Genomic DNA, 16646 nt, shown 5'->3' on the forward strand with positions numbered 1-16646 from the left:
AGGTGGGCTTCGTGTTTTTAAGGATTAATAAATATCCGAGTTCAACACACAACCCTGTGGGAGCAAGCTCGCTCCCACAGGGGATTGCGACCATCCATTCGGTTACTTTGCCGTTCGATAATCGCCCAAAACCCGCAAACAGCAATTGAACCGATCCCGGGCCGCCCTTCACCATCGCTCGCACAAAACCAATAACAACAGGTTCGATGCCATGTCCCCACGCCCTGCACCGTCCGGCTGATCCTCGGTCGCTTTAACAACCTGGCCCAACTGTACCGTTCGCACCCAAAAGATGCGGCAACAACTCGCTTCGTCCACAAAAAATAAGAGACAACGCCCATGAAGCCCACACAGCACCTGTTCCCCAGCCTCATTGCCGTCGCCCTGAGCAGTACCGCCCTGCCCGTCCTGGCGGCGGAGTCGGGGTTTGTCGAAGACGCCAAGGCCACGCTGAACCTGCGCAACTTCTACTTCAACCGCAACTTCACCAACGACAACGCCGCCCAAGGCAAAGCCGAAGAATGGACCCAGAGTTTCATCCTCGACGCCAAGTCCGGCTTCACTCAAGGCACGGTCGGTTTCGGCGTGGACGTGCTGGGCATGTACTCGGTCAAGCTCGACGGCGGTCGCGGCACCGCCGGCACCCAATTGTTGCCAGTGCATGACGACGGTCGCCCGGCCGATGACTTCGGTCGCCTCGGTGTCGCCCTCAAGGCCAAGGTCTCGAAGACCGAACTGAAGGTCGGCGAGTGGATGCCGGTGCTGCCGATCCTGCGCTCCGACGACGGTCGTTCCCTGCCCCAGACTTTCCGTGGCGGCCAGGTCACTTCGACCGAAATCAACGGCCTGAGCCTCTACGGCGGCCAGTTCCGCGCCAACAGCCCGCGCAACGACGCGAGCATGGAAGACATGTCGATGAACGGCCGTGGTGCCTTCACCTCCGACCGTTTCAACTTCGGCGGCGGTGAATACGCCTTCAACGAAAAACGCACCCAGGTCGGCGTCTGGTACGCGGAACTGTCCGACATCTACCAGCAGCAGTATTTCAACCTGACCCACAGCCAGCCGATCGGCGACTGGACCCTGGGCGCCAACCTTGGTTACTTCACCGGCAAGGAAGACGGCAGCGCGCTGGCCGGCGACCTCGACAACAAAACCGCGTTCGCCATGCTTTCCGCCAAATACGGCGGCAACACCTTCTACGTCGGCCTGCAGAAAGTCGGCGGCGATGATGCCTGGATGCGCGTCAACGGCACCAGCGGCGGCACCCTGGCGAACGATAGCTACAACTCCAGCTACGACAACGCCAAGGAAAAATCCTGGCAAGTGCGCCATGACTTCAACTTCGCTGCTGTCGGCGTGCCGGGCCTGACCCTGATGAACCGCTACATCAGCGGTGACAACGTGCACACCGCCACCGTCGATGACGGCAAGGAATGGGGCCGTGAAACCGAACTGGCCTACACCGTGCAGAGCGGTGCGCTGAAGAGCCTGAACGTGAAGTGGCGTAACTCGACGATGCGCCGGGACTTCAGCACCAATGAGTTCGATGAGAACCGGTTGATCGTCAGCTATCCGATCAGTCTGTTGTAGAAGCCAAACATGGAGGGAGGCTGTACCACCGTCATCGCGAGCAAGCTCGCTCCCACAGGGTTAAATGTCGAGCACAAAATTTGTGTTCCCTGAAGATCCAGTGTGGGAGCGAGCTTGCTCGCGAAGGCATCATCACATTCAACATTGATGCAAGCTGACCCACCGCTTCCGCGAGCAGGCTCGCTCCCACAGGGATCGGGGGTGGGTCTCACCCCCGTGATTCGACGCCCAGTTCATCCCAGACCGATTCGGCCAGGTGAAAGGTGGCGTTGGCTGCCGGGATGCCGCAGTAGATGGCGCTCTGCATGATCACTTCCTTGATCTCGCTGCGGCTCACGCCGTTGTTGGCGGCGGCGCGCAGGTGCAGCTTGAGTTCTTCGTTGCGGTTCATACCGATCAGCATGGCGATGGTGATCAGGCTGCGGGTATGGCGCGGCAGTCCCGGGCGGGTCCAGATGTCGCCCCAGGCGTGACGGGTGATCATCTCCTGGAATTCGCTGTTGAATTCAGTCAGGGCGTTGAGGCTGCGGTCCACGTGGGCATCGCCCAGCACGGCGCGGCGTACCTGCATGCCTTCGTCGTAACGTTGTTTCTCGTCCACAAAAAATTCCTCAGGCCCGGCCGGAATCAAGCAGGAAATCCACCACCCGCGCGCTGAACGCAGCACCGGCCTGGACGTTGGAAAGATGTGCAGCGTAAAACTCGGCGTACTCGGCCCCACTGACGCGCTCCTGGATGAAGTGCCCGCCCGACGGCGGCGTCACCGCATCTCCGGTGCCGGCGATCACCAGCAGCGGCACGCGAATCGACATCAATTGCTCGCGGAAATCGGCATCACGCACCGCCGCGCAGTTGGCTGCATAACCTTGGGGCGACGTGGCGGCCAGCATGTCGGTGATTTTTTTTGCCGTCGCAGGCTGGGCCTCGGCAAAGTCCGGGGTAAACCAACGGGCAATCGAGGCGTCACGCAACGCCACCATCGCATCCTTGCCATCACGCAGCACGGTTTCGATGCGCGGGTTCCACACCGACGGATCGCCGATCTTGGCCGCCGTGTTGCACACCACCAATTTGCGCAGGCGTTCACCGGCATGGATGCCCAGCCACTGGCCGATCAACCCGCCCATGGAAAGGCCGCAGAAGTGCACCTTGTCGATATTCAACTGATCCAGCATCGCCAGCACATCGCGGCCCAGTTGTTCGATGCTATAGGGACCTTCGGTCACCAGCGACTGGCCATGCCCCCGCGTATCGAAACGCAGCACGCGAAAATGCTCGCTAAAGGCAGGAATCTGCTCGTCCCACATATGCAAATCAGTGCCCAGGGAGTTGGAGAGCACCAGCACCGGGGCGTCTTGCGGCCCATCGAATCGGTAGTTCAGATCGCCTTCGGCGAGTTTGACGAATCCCACAACTATCTCCTTTCAGGCATTCAGGGCAAGGTGTTCGGCCACGGCCCGGGCAACCCAGGTCTGGGCCTGGCCGAGGTAATGGGCCGGGTCGAGCAGATGATCGAGCTCGGTCGTGGACAACTGCGCGGTGACCTGGGGTTCATCCCCCAGCACAGCGCGCAGATGCCGCTGTTCGGCCACGGCGCGCTTGCAGCATTGTTCGAGCAAGTGATGCGCGGTATCGCGCCCCACACGTTGGGCCAGGACGATGCTCACCGCTTCCGCCAGCACCAACCCCTGGGTCAGTTCCAGGTTGCGGGCCATGCGCGCCGCATCCACGTCCAACCCTTCGGCCAGCAGTCGCGCCTGTTGCAAGGCACCGGAGACCAGGCAACAGATCTCCGGCAGGGTTTCCCATTCGGCGTGCCACAGGCCCAGGCTGCGCTCGTGTTCCTGGGGCATGGCGCTGAACAGTGTCGACAACAAGCCAGGCACGCGCGTCGCCGCGCCGATCAGCACGGCCGCACCAACCGGGTTGCGCTTGTGGGGCATGGTCGACGAACCGCCCTTGCCTGGCGCCGACGGCTCGAACGCTTCGCCGGCCTCGGTCTGCATCAACAGGCTGATGTCGCGCCCCAATTTGCCCAGGCTACCGGCGACCAACCCCAGCACCGCGCCGAACTCCACCAGACGATCGCGCTGGGTGTGCCACGGTTGTTCCGGCAGGGTCAGTTGCAGCTCGGCGGCCAGAGCTTCGGCCACCGGCAGCGCCTGTTCACCCAACGCGGCAAGTGTCCCGGAGGCACCGCCGAATTGCAGCACCAGCAGACGCGGCTTGAGTTCGCGCAGGCGTTGTCGGCTGCGGGTAACCGCCCCCAGCCAACCGGCGATTTTCATGCCCAGGGTCACCGGCGTGGCGTGTTGCAACCAGGTGCGCCCGGCCAGCGGTGTGGCGGCATAGCGGTCAGCTTGTCGGGCCAGGATGACGGCCAGTTGCGCCAACTCTTCCTCGATCAGCGCCAGCGCCTGGCGCAGTTGCAGCACCAACCCGCTGTCCATCACATCCTGGCTGGTGGCGCCCAGGTGCACGTAGCGTTCAGCCTCGGCGCTGTCGGTGGCGATGCGCTTGCCCAACGCTTTCACCAGCGGGATCGCCGAATTGCCGGCGCTGGCAATCGCTTCGCTCAACGCGGAAAAATCGTACAGCTGGGCACGGCAGGCGTTCTCGATCGGTGCCACCGCGTCCTGGGGAATCAGTCCTACTCGCGCCTCGGCCCGGGCCAGCGCGGCCTCGACATCCAGCATCGCCTGGACCCGCCCCGCATCACAGAAGATCTCGCGCATGTCGCGGGCGGTGAAGTAGGCATCGAACAGCTGATTGGCCGGTCGTTCGCTCATAAACAGTCCTTCGGAAAATGGTTGCCTTTGTGGCCACTACTTGCTGTGGCGAGGGGATTTATCCCCGCTGGGGCGCGAAGCGGCCCTTAATACCTGCTCTCGTCAGACGACTGATCGAGCCGACCTTGGGGCTGCTGCGCAGCCCAACGGGGATAAATCCCCTCGCCACAGCAAGCTCCCTCGCCACAATGATTCAAACAAGCCTTAAGTGAATGGATCAAAGATCATGGTGCAAATACGTCGGTTGCTTGGGCAGGCGCAGGCTGAACAGGAACGCCACCACCATCATCACCGTGACATACCAATAAAACGCGTTCTCCATGCCTTGGGCTTTCAGGCTCAAGGCGACGTATTCCGCCGATCCACCAAAAATCGCATTGGCCACCGCGTAAGCCAACCCTACTCCCAGCGCGCGCACTTCAGGTGGAAACATTTCGGCTTTCACCAGGCCACTGATGGAGGTATAGAAACTGACGATCGCCAGCGCGAACGTGATCAGCACAAAGGCCAAAAACGGGCTGCTGATGCTTTTCAGCGTCAGCAGGATCGGCACCGTGCATAGCGCCCCAAGGCCACCGAACCAGAGCATGGAGTTACGCCGGCCGATCTTGTCCGCCAGCATGCCGAACAGCGGCTGCATGCACATATAGAGGAACAGCGCGCCGGTCATGATGTAGCTGGCGGTCTTGGCGTGCAGGCCGGCGGTGTTCACCAGGTATTTCTGCATGTAGGTGGTGAAGGTGTAGAAAATCAGCGAGCCACCGGCGGTGTAGCCGAGCACGGTGATGAACGCGGCCTTGTGGTCGCGAAACAGCGCGGCGATGCTGCCGGCGTCCTTGTTTTCGCGCATTTCCTTGCTGCTGGTTTCCTTCAAGGAACGGCGCAGGAACAGGGATATCACGGCCGCTACCGCGCCCACCACGAACGGAATCCGCCAGCCATAGGCACGCAGTTCGTCTTCGTTGAGAAACTGTTGCAGGATCACCACCAGCGACACCGCCAGCAGTTGTCCGCCAATCAGAGTCACGTACTGGAACGACGCAAAGAAGCCACGCTGGCCTTTCAGGGCGACTTCGCTCATGTAGGTGGCGGTGGTGCCGTACTCGCCGCCGACCGACAGGCCTTGCAGCAGGCGTGCGAACAACAGCAACAGCGGTGCCCAGACGCCGATGTCCTTGTAGGTGGGCAGGCAGGCGATGAGCAACGAGCCGAAACACATCATCAGCACCGAGATCATCATTGAGTTCTTGCGCCCATGACGGTCCGCCACCCGCCCGAAGATCCAGCCGCCGATGGGTCGCATCAGGAATCCGGCGGCGAACACACCGGCCGTGTTGACCAGTTGCACCGTCGGGTTGTCCGAGGGGAAGAAGGCCGGCGCGAAGTAAATCGCACAGAACGCGTAGACGTAGAAGTCGAACCATTCGACCAGGTTGCCGGATGAGGCACCGACGATGGCGAAGATGCGCTTGCTGCGCTCCTCACCGGTGTAGTGGCTGGTTGGGGTGGTCATGGGTTATTCACTCGTTGGGGCTGACGAAGTCTAGACACACTTCGTAACACTCCCGTTCCACAAACAGTTTTTCAACGTGTAGTGCCTGTACTACCGCCATCAAGAGCAAGCTCGCTCCCACAGGGATTGCATCATCTCTGTGGCGAGGGAGCTTGCTCCCGCTCGGCTGCGAAGCAGTCGCAAAACCAGACACCGCGACCTTTCTGATACATCGAGGCGCCTGCCATGGGCTTGCTGCGCAAGCCAGCGGGAGCAAGCTCCCTCGCCACGGGGGGTTCATTCAATAATCGAAGAACACCGTCTCGGCATCCGTGCCCTGCAGGATCACATTCCACTGATACACGCCCGACGTATCGGGCTTGGCGACGAGGGTACCGCGACGTTCCTCGGGAACGTAGGCCAGCAGCGGATCGGCTTCGTTGGCGGGCTCGCCATCGAAATAGATCCGCGTCAGCAGATGCTTGACCAGCCCGCGAGCGAACACCAGCACCACCAGATGCGGCGCCTGGGTCGTGCCCCCCAGCCCCGGCACAGTGCCGGGCTTGATCGTCGTGAAGCGGAAGCGTCCTTCGGCATCCACCGGCACCCGACCAAAACCGTCAAAATGTGGGTCCAGGGGTTTGTTTTGGTCGTCTTCCGGGTGCGCGTATTTGCCAGCGGCGTTGGCCTGCCAGACTTCCAGCATCGCGTCGTTGACGAACTGGCCGTTGCCATCGACCACCTGCCCGGTGATCGCCACGCGCTGGCCGAGCGTCTCGGCAACGGTCAGGTCTTCGCGGTTCAGCCACGTCAGGCCGATGTGGTAGTAAGGCCCGACGGTGTGGGACGTAGTGGCGTTGAGCGTCATCTTATTTCTCCATCGGCGTGGCATCGCGGCCGCGCAAGACGATGTCCCAGCGATAACCGAGGGCGTAGTGAGGGACGGTTTTTTCCAGATCGAAACGGGCGATCAGGCGTTCCTTGGCACTTGTGTCCGGCACGCAATTGTAGATCGGGTCGTATTCCAGCAACGGATCGCCCGGAAAATACATCTGCGTCACCAGGCGCGTCAGGATGCTCGGCCCGAACAGTGAGAAATGGATATGCGCCGGGCGCCAGGCGTTATGGTGATTACCCCACGGATAGGCGCCGGGCTTGATGGTCTGGAACTGATACCAGCCGTCGGCGTCGGTGACGGTGCGACCGGTGCCGGTGAAATTCGGATCCAGCGGCGCATCGTGGTCGTCACGGTCATGGTTGTAGCGACCGGCGGCGTTGGCCTGCCAGATCTCCACGAGGATGCCCGGCACTGGCTCGCCGTGCTCATCCAGTACGCGCCCGTGAATGATGATTCGTTCACCCAGCGGCTCGCCAGCATGCTGGGCGGTCAGGTCGTGGTCCTTCTCCTTCAGGCGATCGGCACCTACGGTCGGCCCGGTAATTTCCGACAGCGAATGAGGCAGGTACACCAGCGGCTTGGACGGCGATCGCAGGTTGGTGGACTGGTACGGCGGGTGCAGATACTCCGGCTGGGTGCCCGCTTGTGGGCGACGATAACCAGGCTTGTCAGTCATGAAGCATTCCTCGGTTTCTTATTAGTAGAGCGACGCATCAGACACGTTCGATCGCCAGCGCCAGACCTTGGCCGACGCCGACACACATGGTCGCCAAGCCTTTCTTGCCGCCTGTTTTTTCCAGATGATGCAGTGCTGTCATCACCAACCGTGCGCCGCTCATGCCCAGCGGATGACCCAAGGCGATCGCCCCACCGTTCGGGTTGACTTGCGGCGCATCGTCCGCCAGTCCCAAGTCTCGCAATACCGCCAAACCTTGGCTGGCGAAGGCTTCGTTAAGCTCGATCACATCAAAATCCGCGACGGCCAATCCCAGGCGTTCGGTGAGTTTGCGCACCGCCGGCACCGGACCGATGCCCATCACCCGTGGCGCCACACCGGCGCTGGCCATGCCCAACACTTTTCCGCGGGGCGTCAAGCCATGTTTTTTTACTGCTTCGGCCGACGCCAGGATCAACGCGGCCGCGCCGTCATTGACGCCCGAAGCGTTGCCGGCGGTGACCGTCTTGTCCGGACCGTTGACCGGTTTGAGTTTGCCCAGGGTTTCCAGCGTGGTGTCAGGGCGAGGATGTTCATCCTGCTCGACCACGGTTTCGCCCTTTTTATGGGCGATGCGCACCGGCACGATTTCCTCGGCGAAAAACCCTGCCGCCTGGGCCGCCGCCGTGCGTTGCTGGCTGCGCAAGGCGAAAGCGTCCTGGTCGGCGCGGGACACTGCGTAATCATCCGCCACGTTATCAGCGGTCTGCGGCATCGCATCCACGCCGTACTGGGCTTTCATCAACGGGTTGATGAAACGCCAGCCGATGGTGGTGTCTTCCAGTTTCATGTTGCGGGAAAACGCCGCGTCGGCCTTGCCCATCACGAACGGTGCACGAGACATCGATTCCACGCCGCCGGCAATCGCCAGTTCCATCTCGCCACTGGCGATGGCGCGGAACGCGGTGCCGATAGCGTCCATGCCCGAGGCGCAGAGCCGGTTGAGGGTCACGCCGGGAATGTTGTCCGGAAGGCCCGCCAACAGCAGCGCCATGCGCGCCACGTTGCGGTTGTCTTCACCGGCCTGGTTGGCGCAGCCGAGGAACACTTCGTCCACCGCGCTCCAATCCACCGACGGGTTGCGCTCCATCAATGCCTTGATCGGCACGGCGGCCAGGTCATCGGCGCGCACGCCGGACAAACCGCCGCCAAACCGGCCGATGGGGGTTCGAATCGCATCACAGATATAAACGTCACGCATCAGGCTTCTCCCGGTGCCTGGCCATGGGCCGCCGCGGTACGAGCTTCCAGGTCGCGCAATGCGCGCAGCTCGACTTCGGTCGGCTCGGCGGTGGTGTGCACCTGGTCGGCGAAACGGATCGCCCACCCGGTGGCCGCAATGACTTGCTCACGGGTCACGCCGGGGTGCAATGCGGTGACCACGAATTCATGGCTGCCGGCTTCCGGTTCCATGATGCACAAGTCGGTGATGATGCCCACCGGACCTGCGCCCGGCAGGCCCAGGCGCTTGCGCGAATCGCCGCCTTCGCCGTGACCGACCGAGGTGATGAAATCCAGCTTGTCGACAAACGAACGCGCCGACTGCTTGAGGATGATCAACACGCTCTTGGCCGAACCGGCGATTTCCGGCGCGCCACCGGCACCCGGCAGGCGGACTTTCGGTTGATGGTAATCGCCCACCACCGTGGTGTTGATGTTGCCGAAACGGTCGACCTGGGCCGCGCCGAGGAAGCCGACGTCGATGCGCCCGCCCTGCAGCCAATAGCGAAAAATCTCACCGGTCGGGACGACAGTGTCCGCGGTTTCCGCCAGCTCGCCGTCGCCGATGGACAGTGGCAACACGCTGGGCTTGGCGCCGATCGGGCCGGATTCATAGATCAGCACGACGTCTGGCGATGAGGTCAGACGCGCCAGGTTGGCCGCTTTCGACGGCAGGCCGATGCCGACGAAGCACACGGCATTGTTCTTCAAGCGACGCGCCGCGGCGACGGTCATCATTTCGTTGGTGGTGTAGTTCATGCTTTCACCTGCGAAGCGGCTGCCAGTCGGGCCTGGAATTCACTGAAATCCCGAGTGCCGTGGATGTATTCGTTGATCCATGCGGTAAACGTCTCACGGTCCCGGGCGATCGGATCCCACGCCTGGTAGAAACGATTGTCACGCTCGGTGTAGCCGTGGGCGTAGGACGGATGGGCACCGCCGGGGACATGGCACACCGCGCTCAACGCCCAGGTCGGCAGCACGCAGGCGTTCATCGGCGCGTTCAGGTCGTCGACGATTTCTTCCACGGTGACGATGCAACGCTTGGCGGCCAGGGCGGCTTCTTTCTGCACGCCGAGAATGCCCCACAGCAGCACGTTGCCCTTGCGGTCGGCTTTCTGGGCGTGGATCACCGTGATGTCCGGGCGTACCGAAGGTACAGCGGCCAATACTTCACCGGTGAAGGGACAGGTCACGCTCTTGATCAGTGGGTTGACCTTCGGCAGGTCGGAACCGGCGTAGGCTCGCAGTACCGCGAACGGTAGGCCGGAGGCACCGGCGACGTAGGCATTGGCCAGGTCGGCGTGGCTGTGTTCTTCGATCTCCAGCGGGTGCGGCCATTGTTTTTCCACGGCATCGCGCAGGCGGTGCAAGGACCCGACGCCAGGGTTGCCGCCCCAGGAGAAAATCAACTTGCGAGCACAACCGGCGCCGATCAACTGGTCGTAGATCAGGTCAGGCGTCATGCGTACCAACGTCAGGTCTTTCTTGCCCTGGCGAATGATTTCATGACCCGCCGCCGTTGGTATCAGGTGCGTGAAGCCTTCGAGCGCGACGGTATCGCCGTCGTTGACGAATTGCTTCACCGCGTCGTGCAGCGAAAGGATTTCAGCCATGGGGCAGGCTCCCGTTTTTCCAGTAGACCGACGTGAAGAAAAAGGCGCGAGGTCAAGCGCCGGAGTGACTGAAGATTAAGCTTCGGGATGACGGCAAAACAATCCGATAATCGACTGAGTGTTCGTTTATCGAACAGATTGTTGTTTGGCTATCGATTTCCCCTGCCATCGGAAACACGCGGGACTGTGGCGAGGGAGCTTGCTCCCTCGCCACGGGTGAGGATTCAGGCTCGGAAAAACTCAGGTCGCATCCGCATGGCTGACCATGCCCTTGATCACCACCGCCGTGGTCGCCAGGGCCGCAGGAATGACCAACGCCGTCAGGACCTGCTCGAAGTTCCAGCCCAGGCCCAACAACGTCGCGCCCATCCAGGCGCCAAGGATCGCCCCGAACCGACCGATGCCCAGCATCCAGGAAACCCCGGTGGCCCGGCCCTGGGTCGGATAGAAGCGCGCCGCCAGGGAAGGCATCGCCGATTGCGCGCCGTTTACGCACATGCCGGCCACCAACACCAGGGTGGCGAGCAAGGTGATGTTGCCCAGGCTCTGCCCTACCGCGTAGGCAAACAGCCCGGCCATCAAATAGAAAATGCCGATGACCTTGTGCGGATTGAACCGGTCCATCGCCCACCCCACGCCGACCGCGCTCAAGACGCCGCCGAATTGAAACAACGCACCGATAAACGCGGCCTGTTCCATGCTCGCGCCACTGTCACGCATCAGGGTCGGTAGCCAACTGGTCAGGAGATAGACAATCACCAGCCCCATGAAATACGTCAGCCACAACAACAAAGTGCCAGCGCTGTAGGTCCCGGAGAAAATCACCGCCAGCACGTTGCGCGCCTTCACGGTTTTCTGTTCCGGCACACTGAAGCTGGATGCCTGGGCAATAGTCGAAGGATCAATCGGCGCCAAGGTCTTGCGCACTTTGTCCGTGCCACGGTTCCGCACCACCAGGTAACGCGCCGACTCGGGCAACCAGAACAACAGCACCACCGCCAGGATCAGTGGCAGGATTCCGCCGATCATCAACAGGCTGTGCCAGCCGAATGCCGGGATCAACTTGGCCGAAATGAACCCGCCGCCAGCCATGCCGAGGTTGAAGCCACAGAACATGCTCGTCACCAGCAGCGACTTCTTGCGCTCCGGCGTGTACTCGGAGAGCAGCGTCGTGGCGTTCGGCATGCCAGCGCCCAGGCCCAGGCCCGTCAGGAAACGCAGCACCAGCAATTGGTCGACATTGGTGCTGTAGGCGGAAGCCAGGCTGAATGCGCCGAACAGGGCGACGGCCCCGACCAGCACGACCTTGCGCCCGAAGCGGTCCGCCAGGGGCCCGGAACCCAACGCGCCGAAGACCATGCCGATCAGCGCGGCACTCATCACCGGTCCAAGGCTGGCCCGGTCGATGCCCCAGTCCTGGGACAGGGCCGGCGCGATGAAGCCCATGGCCGCCGTATCGAGGCCGTCGAGGAAAACAATCAGGAAACAGAGAATGACCACGCGCCACTGATAGCGCGAAATCGGTTGAGCGTTGATGAAGGACTGCACATCGAGGCAAGTGCCTACGGAAGTCTGGGGCTGGTTCATTTTATTTTTATTCCACGCAAGGGACGCCAGATGACGCTGCGCGACATTAATGAGACCAGGCAAATACCGTCAATTCATCCCGGCCGACTGTGTGCGTTTATCGAACAACTTAGCCTGAACACTTAACTGAACAATTGCGCGCTGAGGTCCCGGCTGGCTCCCAGCAGGCCCGGCAGGAAGCGTTGCTCCAACTCGTTGCGGCTGACCCGACCCGCGTGGGTACTGACATTCAGCGCCGCGACCACCTGGCCCGATGCGTCATACACCGGCACGGCGATCGAGCGCAGGCCTTGCTCCAGTTCCTGGTCGACGATGCACCAGCCTTGTTGCCGAACCTGCTGCAGGCATTCGAGCAACGCCTCGGGTGTATGCAACGTCCGGCTGGTCTTGGCCTGCAAGTCGGCGTGGTCCAGGTAATCGCGCAACGACGCATCGTCCAGGGCAGCCAACAGGATCCTGCCCATCGATGTGCAATACGCCGGCAGACGGCCGCCCACGGACAGATCCACGGAAATCAGCCGCTGGGTGGTGGCCGAGCGGGCGATATAGAGGATGTCGTCACCTTCGAGCGTCGCCATGTTGCAGGCCTCGTGCAGCTGCTCGCTCATGCGGTCCAGGTACGGCTGGGCGGACACGGCCAACGGTGTCGACGACAGATAGGCGTGACCCAGGGTCAGCACCTTGGGCAGCAACGAATAGGTACGTCCATCGGTGGTGGCGTAGCCGAGCTTGATCAAGGTATGCAGGCAACGTCTGACAGCGGCACGGGGGATTTCCGTGCGGTGGCTGATCTGGGCGATGGTCAGGTGCCGCTTGCGCTCCTGGAATGCCTGGACCACGGCGAGGCCGCGGGCCAGCGACGTCATGAAATCCGGATCGCCAGTCAACGCCTGGATCCGCTTGGCAGGCGAGGCAACGATCGGCGGCGCGACTGAGGTGAAAGCGTTGCGCAATTGGTCGTTCATGTCGGATCCTCTGCGGAATATCGGCTATTACAACTGGCGGGCCGGCAGACGCACAAGGACGGATCGCCGACACCGTTCGATTATCGAACCGCCGATCGATAATCGCAATCAAGTGATGATGAATCCATGTCCCGACTGACCCGCACAGCGCTTTCGAAAGCGGCCGGCAATGGACATGTCCCCACTCGAAAATTGAACTTGTCGCCAACAATGACGTCAGGATATCGACAGTTAGGGAAATACGTCTGTTGACACAACTAGTAGTCCATACAAATATTGATTCACACAAACAACCAGCGGTTTTATCTTTACCGATAGAGTTCTCCCAACGGACCGCTATAATGCGTTTCAGTGACGGCGAGGCCCATCGACCTTACCGTCCGCAGGCACGACAGTTCATCGCTGTTGTGTCGCCTGCCGGTGCCTGAAGCACCTGTGGCCGCTTCCCCTGTATCGGCAACAACACGAAGCCCTGATGCTACGTCAGCTCAGCTCTGGTGCCGTGGCCGTCTGCATGTTCCCATGCAGTGCGTATCACCAGATTCAATTAATTAATTAGGTAACACTGTGACGAAAGACGAACTGCGCGCGGAACTTGAGCGCCAGGAACAACGTTACAAGGAAGTTTACGGCGGGGAGATCACCACCTACGCCGCGCAACCTGAACCGGAACGCAAACCTTGGCGTAAACGCGCCACCGTCCAGGATCAGGCGTTCAGCCAGGAACTTCAGAAGATGGAAAAGGAACTCAAGGCCGAAGAGAGCTAACCTCCGGGCTTGATGTTTTCTGTGGACGGTATCCGGTCGCCACCCTGGCCGGCCCTCGTCGTCAAGCGCCCGCCAAAAGCGGGCCGCCATTTTCGCCACCGCCGGTTGGGGGCGTTCATGCCCGACCTCTCTTCCAGATATTTCATACACATTTTCAGGCCCCTTCCTACCCCGAGGAGAAGCGTGTCCGCAGGGCTTTCTGCCTTGTAAACAAAGGCTTGCAGCTCCCCGGCAAAACCATGCCACGCACGGTTTCCTCCCGATTACTTCGTAGAAGAATGTGACCGATGAGCAGGCAGTGCATCGATTACCGAGGTTTTCTGGCATAATCGCGCCCCCTTATTCCCGGGTCAGAAAACCTTCATGATCGATTTATTCAGCGGACTGGATGCTTGGGTGCTTGTGAGCCTCTTGCTCGCCCTGGCTTTTGTCCTCGCCTTCGAGTTCATCAACGGCTTTCATGACACCGCTAACGCGGTTGCCACTGTTATCTACACCAAAGCCATGCCACCTCACCTGGCGGTGTTCTTTTCCGGCGTGTTCAATTTCCTCGGCGTGCTGCTGGGCGGCGTGGGGGTGGCGTATGCCATCGTTCACTTGCTGCCGGTGGAACTGCTGATCAATGTGAACACCGGACACGGGCTGGCCATGGTGTTCTCGCTGCTCGCAGCGGCCATCACCTGGAACCTGGGCACCTGGTACTTCGGTATTCCAGCGTCCAGCTCCCACACGCTGATCGGTTCGATCCTCGGCGTCGGCCTGGCCAATGCGCTGATCAACGATATCCCGTTGGCCGACGGGGTGAACTGGCAGAAGGCGATCGATATCGGCGCTTCCCTGGTGTTCTCGCCCATGGCCGGCTTCCTCATCGCCGCCCTGGTGTTGATTGGCCTGAAGTGGTGGCGTCCATTGTCGAAGATGCACAAGACGCCAGAGCAGCGTCGCAAGATCGACGACAAGAAGCACCCGCCGTTCTGGAATCGCCTGGTCCTGGTGATCTCGGCCATGGCGGTCAGCTTTGTCCACGGTTCCAACGATGGCCAAAAAGGTATCGGCCTGATCATGCTGGTGCTGATCGGTATCGTGCCGGCGCAGTTCGTACTCGACCTGACCAGCACCACCTACCAGATCGAGCGTACTCGTGATGCGACCCTGCACCTGAGCCAGTTCTACACGCGCAACAGCGACTCCCTCGGTGAGTTCCTGGCGCTGGGCAAAAGCGTCGAAGGTGATCTGCCGGAGAAATTCCGTTGCAACCCGCAACAGACCGAACCGACGATCAACGCCCTGCTCGACACCCTCAAAGGCGTGGCGGACTACCACTCGCTGCCGTCGGAAAGACGCATCGAGGTTCGTCGCTACCTACTTTGCCTGGACGACACGGCGAAGAAGGTCGGCAAGTTGCCAGGCCTGGCGGCCCGCGAGAAAGACGACCTGAACAAGCTGCGCAAGGACCTGACCGCCACCACTGAATACGCCCCGTTCTGGGTGATCCTGGCGGTTGCCCTGGCACTCGGCCTGGGCACCATGGTCGGCTGGAAACGCGTGGTACTGACCATTGGCGAGAAGATCGGCAAGCAAGGCATGACCTATGCCCAAGGCATGTCGGCGCAGATCACCACCGCCTGCATGATTGGCGCGGCGAACATCTTCAGCCTGCCGGTTTCCACCACCCACGTGCTGTCTTCCGGCGTGGCGGGCACCATGGTCGCCAACAAGAGCGGCCTGCAAGGTGGCACCGTGCGCAACATTCTCCTGGCCTGGGTGCTGACCCTGCCAGCGACAGTCGCCCTGTCGGCCGGGCTGTTCTGGCTGGCGTCCAAGGCCTTGGGCAGCTGATTCCAGCGGCTCACAAAAAAAGGTGCGTTCCTTGCGGTTCGCACCTTTTTTTATGCCCGCACACCTGACAACTGTGGGAGCGGGCTTGCTCGCGAAGGCGGCGGGTCAGTTAGCGATGCAGTGGCTGACATGCCGCATTCGCGAGCAAGCCCGCTCCCACACTGATTTAGCGTTGCCCTAGAAAAAATGCGCACAAAAAAAAGGGCGACCGAAGTCGCCCAAAATGCCTTGCGTGCTCGTTGTCGCTGGAAAGACCTACGGCTTTTTGCGCTTGTGAGCGTCTTTCCAGATGAATAATCCGAAACCTGCGAAAAACACGAACATGAGGCCAACCGTCAATACACCGGCAAACACCACATTATCGATAAACATGACTGGCCTCCTGGTCTTGTCCCTGTTGCGATGGGTTCAAGTTAACCAATCAGGCCTGGATGAAAATTGACCGGCGTCAATAACGCCCGCAACGGGGCGCGAAGAGGGGGAAATAACTGATCTGCATCAATGGATCGAGGGGATTTCAGCGCTTTTTCGGTTTGTTTTTCGGCTTTTTCTTCGCCTTGCCCAAAGGCATCGCCTGTTCGAATGCCTGGCGAACTTCATTGAGGCGCTTTTCGTTGAGGTCATGGACGCGCTTGGCGCGTTCAGCACTGAAGTCGATCAGTTTGTCGTCTTGGCTCATGGCGTACGGCATCGTGCAGTGAATGGCGATGCGCCCATGATGCGGGCTGTCGGCCATATTGGCAAAGCCCGCATCAGATCTGGATATCGACCCACAGGCCCTGGCGCGATTCCCCCTCCACCAGCGGGACAACCGGAACGGTGTTATCGGCGTTCAGTTCCGTGCCGGGGACCGCCAGGTGCTCCTCGGGATCCTCATCCGCTTCACGGCGGCGCCGGTTGCGCTCCTGCTGGCGCTGCTGTTCCTCGCGCAATAGCAGCGCGGCCTCTTCCGGATCGCGGTTCTGCAGGTCGATGGTGCTTTCGTTGGAGCTCTGTTGCACCGGGACCACGGGCGGTATGTCCGGTCGCTGGCGAACCGGATCCTGTTGAGCGGTGATGGGTACGGCGCTCAAAGGGAGCATGGGTGGCAACATAAAGGTCTCCTGTCTTCAGGTTGTCGGCCAAGGGAGGTGTGGCTTGAACCGCTGGTCCGAAACTTGTGA

General features: G+C 61.1%; 17 protein-coding genes. 3 read left to right on the forward strand and 14 right to left on the reverse strand.

Annotated features, from left to right (window positions below):
* The first annotated feature begins 339 nt into the window (after positions 1 to 339).
* Entirely contained in the window at positions 340 to 1593 is a 1254-nt protein-coding gene (locus tag Q7C33_RS18780) for an OprD family porin (RefSeq protein ID WP_334598177.1), read from the forward strand.
* 208 nt (positions 1594 to 1801) lie between these two features.
* On the opposite strand, the gene pcaC is transcribed toward Q7C33_RS18780, so the two are convergent.
* The 11 genes from pcaC to pcaR form a co-directional block, all read right to left on the reverse strand.
* A complete protein-coding gene (pcaC, locus tag Q7C33_RS18785; protein ID WP_030142291.1) occupies positions 1802 to 2194 on the reverse strand; it encodes a 4-carboxymuconolactone decarboxylase in 393 nt (130 codons plus the stop codon).
* A gap of 10 nt (positions 2195 to 2204) precedes the next feature.
* Positions 2205 to 3005 (reverse strand): 3-oxoadipate enol-lactonase, encoded by an 801-nt coding sequence (gene pcaD / locus Q7C33_RS18790; protein WP_030142292.1) that lies wholly within the window; start codon positions 3003 to 3005, stop codon positions 2205 to 2207.
* 12 nt (positions 3006 to 3017) lie between these two features.
* Entirely contained in the window at positions 3018 to 4382 is a 1365-nt protein-coding gene (locus tag Q7C33_RS18795) for a 3-carboxy-cis,cis-muconate cycloisomerase (protein WP_217860172.1), read from the reverse strand.
* 217 nt (positions 4383 to 4599) lie between these two features.
* Positions 4600 to 5895 (reverse strand): MFS family transporter, encoded by a 1296-nt coding sequence (locus Q7C33_RS18800; RefSeq protein ID WP_258648151.1) that lies wholly within the window; start codon positions 5893 to 5895, stop codon positions 4600 to 4602.
* A gap of 280 nt (positions 5896 to 6175) precedes the next feature.
* Positions 6176 to 6742, reverse strand: coding sequence for a protocatechuate 3,4-dioxygenase subunit alpha (gene pcaG, locus Q7C33_RS18805; RefSeq protein WP_407683924.1), 567 nt, complete (start codon positions 6740 to 6742; stop codon positions 6176 to 6178).
* A 1-nt stretch (position 6743) separates the two neighbouring features.
* The gene (gene pcaH / locus Q7C33_RS18810) at positions 6744 to 7448 is read right to left on the reverse strand and encodes a protocatechuate 3,4-dioxygenase subunit beta (protein ID WP_030142296.1); all 705 of its coding nucleotides are present in this window, start codon (positions 7446 to 7448) and stop codon (positions 6744 to 6746) included.
* Positions 7449 to 7485: 37 nt separating this feature from the next.
* Positions 7486 to 8691 (reverse strand): 3-oxoadipyl-CoA thiolase, encoded by a 1206-nt coding sequence (gene pcaF / locus Q7C33_RS18815; RefSeq protein ID WP_198798231.1) that lies wholly within the window; start codon positions 8689 to 8691, stop codon positions 7486 to 7488.
* On the reverse strand, positions 8688 to 9467 hold the full coding sequence (locus Q7C33_RS18820) for a CoA-transferase subunit beta (RefSeq protein ID WP_258648152.1): 780 nt from the start codon (positions 9465 to 9467) through the stop codon (positions 8688 to 8690). Before Q7C33_RS18820 ends, pcaF begins: the two co-directional genes overlap by 4 nt.
* Positions 9464 to 10324 carry a CoA transferase subunit A gene (locus tag Q7C33_RS18825; protein ID WP_217860175.1) on the reverse strand — a complete coding sequence of 287 codons (861 nt, stop codon included), beginning with the start codon at positions 10322 to 10324 and terminating at the stop codon, positions 9464 to 9466. Before Q7C33_RS18825 ends, Q7C33_RS18820 begins: the two co-directional genes overlap by 4 nt.
* Positions 10325 to 10564: 240 nt before the next feature.
* Positions 10565 to 11911 carry an MFS transporter gene (locus Q7C33_RS18830; RefSeq protein ID WP_258648153.1) on the reverse strand — a complete coding sequence of 449 codons (1347 nt, stop codon included), beginning with the start codon at positions 11909 to 11911 and terminating at the stop codon, positions 10565 to 10567.
* 122 nt (positions 11912 to 12033) lie between these two features.
* Positions 12034 to 12876, reverse strand: coding sequence for a pca regulon transcriptional regulator PcaR (gene pcaR, locus Q7C33_RS18835; RefSeq protein WP_030142301.1), 843 nt, complete (start codon positions 12874 to 12876; stop codon positions 12034 to 12036).
* Positions 12877 to 13443: 567 nt separating this feature from the next.
* Between pcaR and Q7C33_RS18840 the strand changes: the two genes are divergently transcribed.
* Both Q7C33_RS18840 and Q7C33_RS18845 read left to right on the forward strand, forming a co-directional pair.
* The gene (locus Q7C33_RS18840) at positions 13444 to 13644 is read left to right on the forward strand and encodes a hypothetical protein (RefSeq protein ID WP_030142302.1); all 201 of its coding nucleotides are present in this window, start codon (positions 13444 to 13446) and stop codon (positions 13642 to 13644) included.
* Between the two features lie 363 nt (positions 13645 to 14007).
* Positions 14008 to 15483 carry an inorganic phosphate transporter gene (locus tag Q7C33_RS18845; protein ID WP_198798223.1) on the forward strand — a complete coding sequence of 492 codons (1476 nt, stop codon included), beginning with the start codon at positions 14008 to 14010 and terminating at the stop codon, positions 15481 to 15483.
* Between the two features lie 255 nt (positions 15484 to 15738).
* On the opposite strand, the gene ccoM is transcribed toward Q7C33_RS18845, so the two are convergent.
* The 3 genes from ccoM to Q7C33_RS18860 all read right to left on the reverse strand — a co-directional run bounded on the left by ccoM (position 15739) and on the right by Q7C33_RS18860 (position 16577).
* On the reverse strand, positions 15739 to 15855 hold the full coding sequence (gene ccoM / locus Q7C33_RS18850) for a cytochrome c oxidase subunit CcoM (protein WP_030139315.1): 117 nt from the start codon (positions 15853 to 15855) through the stop codon (positions 15739 to 15741).
* 145 nt (positions 15856 to 16000) lie between these two features.
* Entirely contained in the window at positions 16001 to 16219 is a 219-nt protein-coding gene (locus Q7C33_RS18855) for a hypothetical protein (protein ID WP_033864460.1), read from the reverse strand.
* A 16-nt stretch (positions 16220 to 16235) separates the two neighbouring features.
* On the reverse strand, positions 16236 to 16577 hold the full coding sequence (locus tag Q7C33_RS18860) for a hypothetical protein (RefSeq protein ID WP_030139316.1): 342 nt from the start codon (positions 16575 to 16577) through the stop codon (positions 16236 to 16238).
* Positions 16578 to 16646: the final 69 nt, after the last annotated feature.

It is taken from the genome of Pseudomonas sp. BP11-1-1 (genome assembly GCF_052112105.1).
GTDB classification, from domain to species: Bacteria; Pseudomonadota; Gammaproteobacteria; order Pseudomonadales; family Pseudomonadaceae; genus Aquipseudomonas; species Aquipseudomonas alvandae.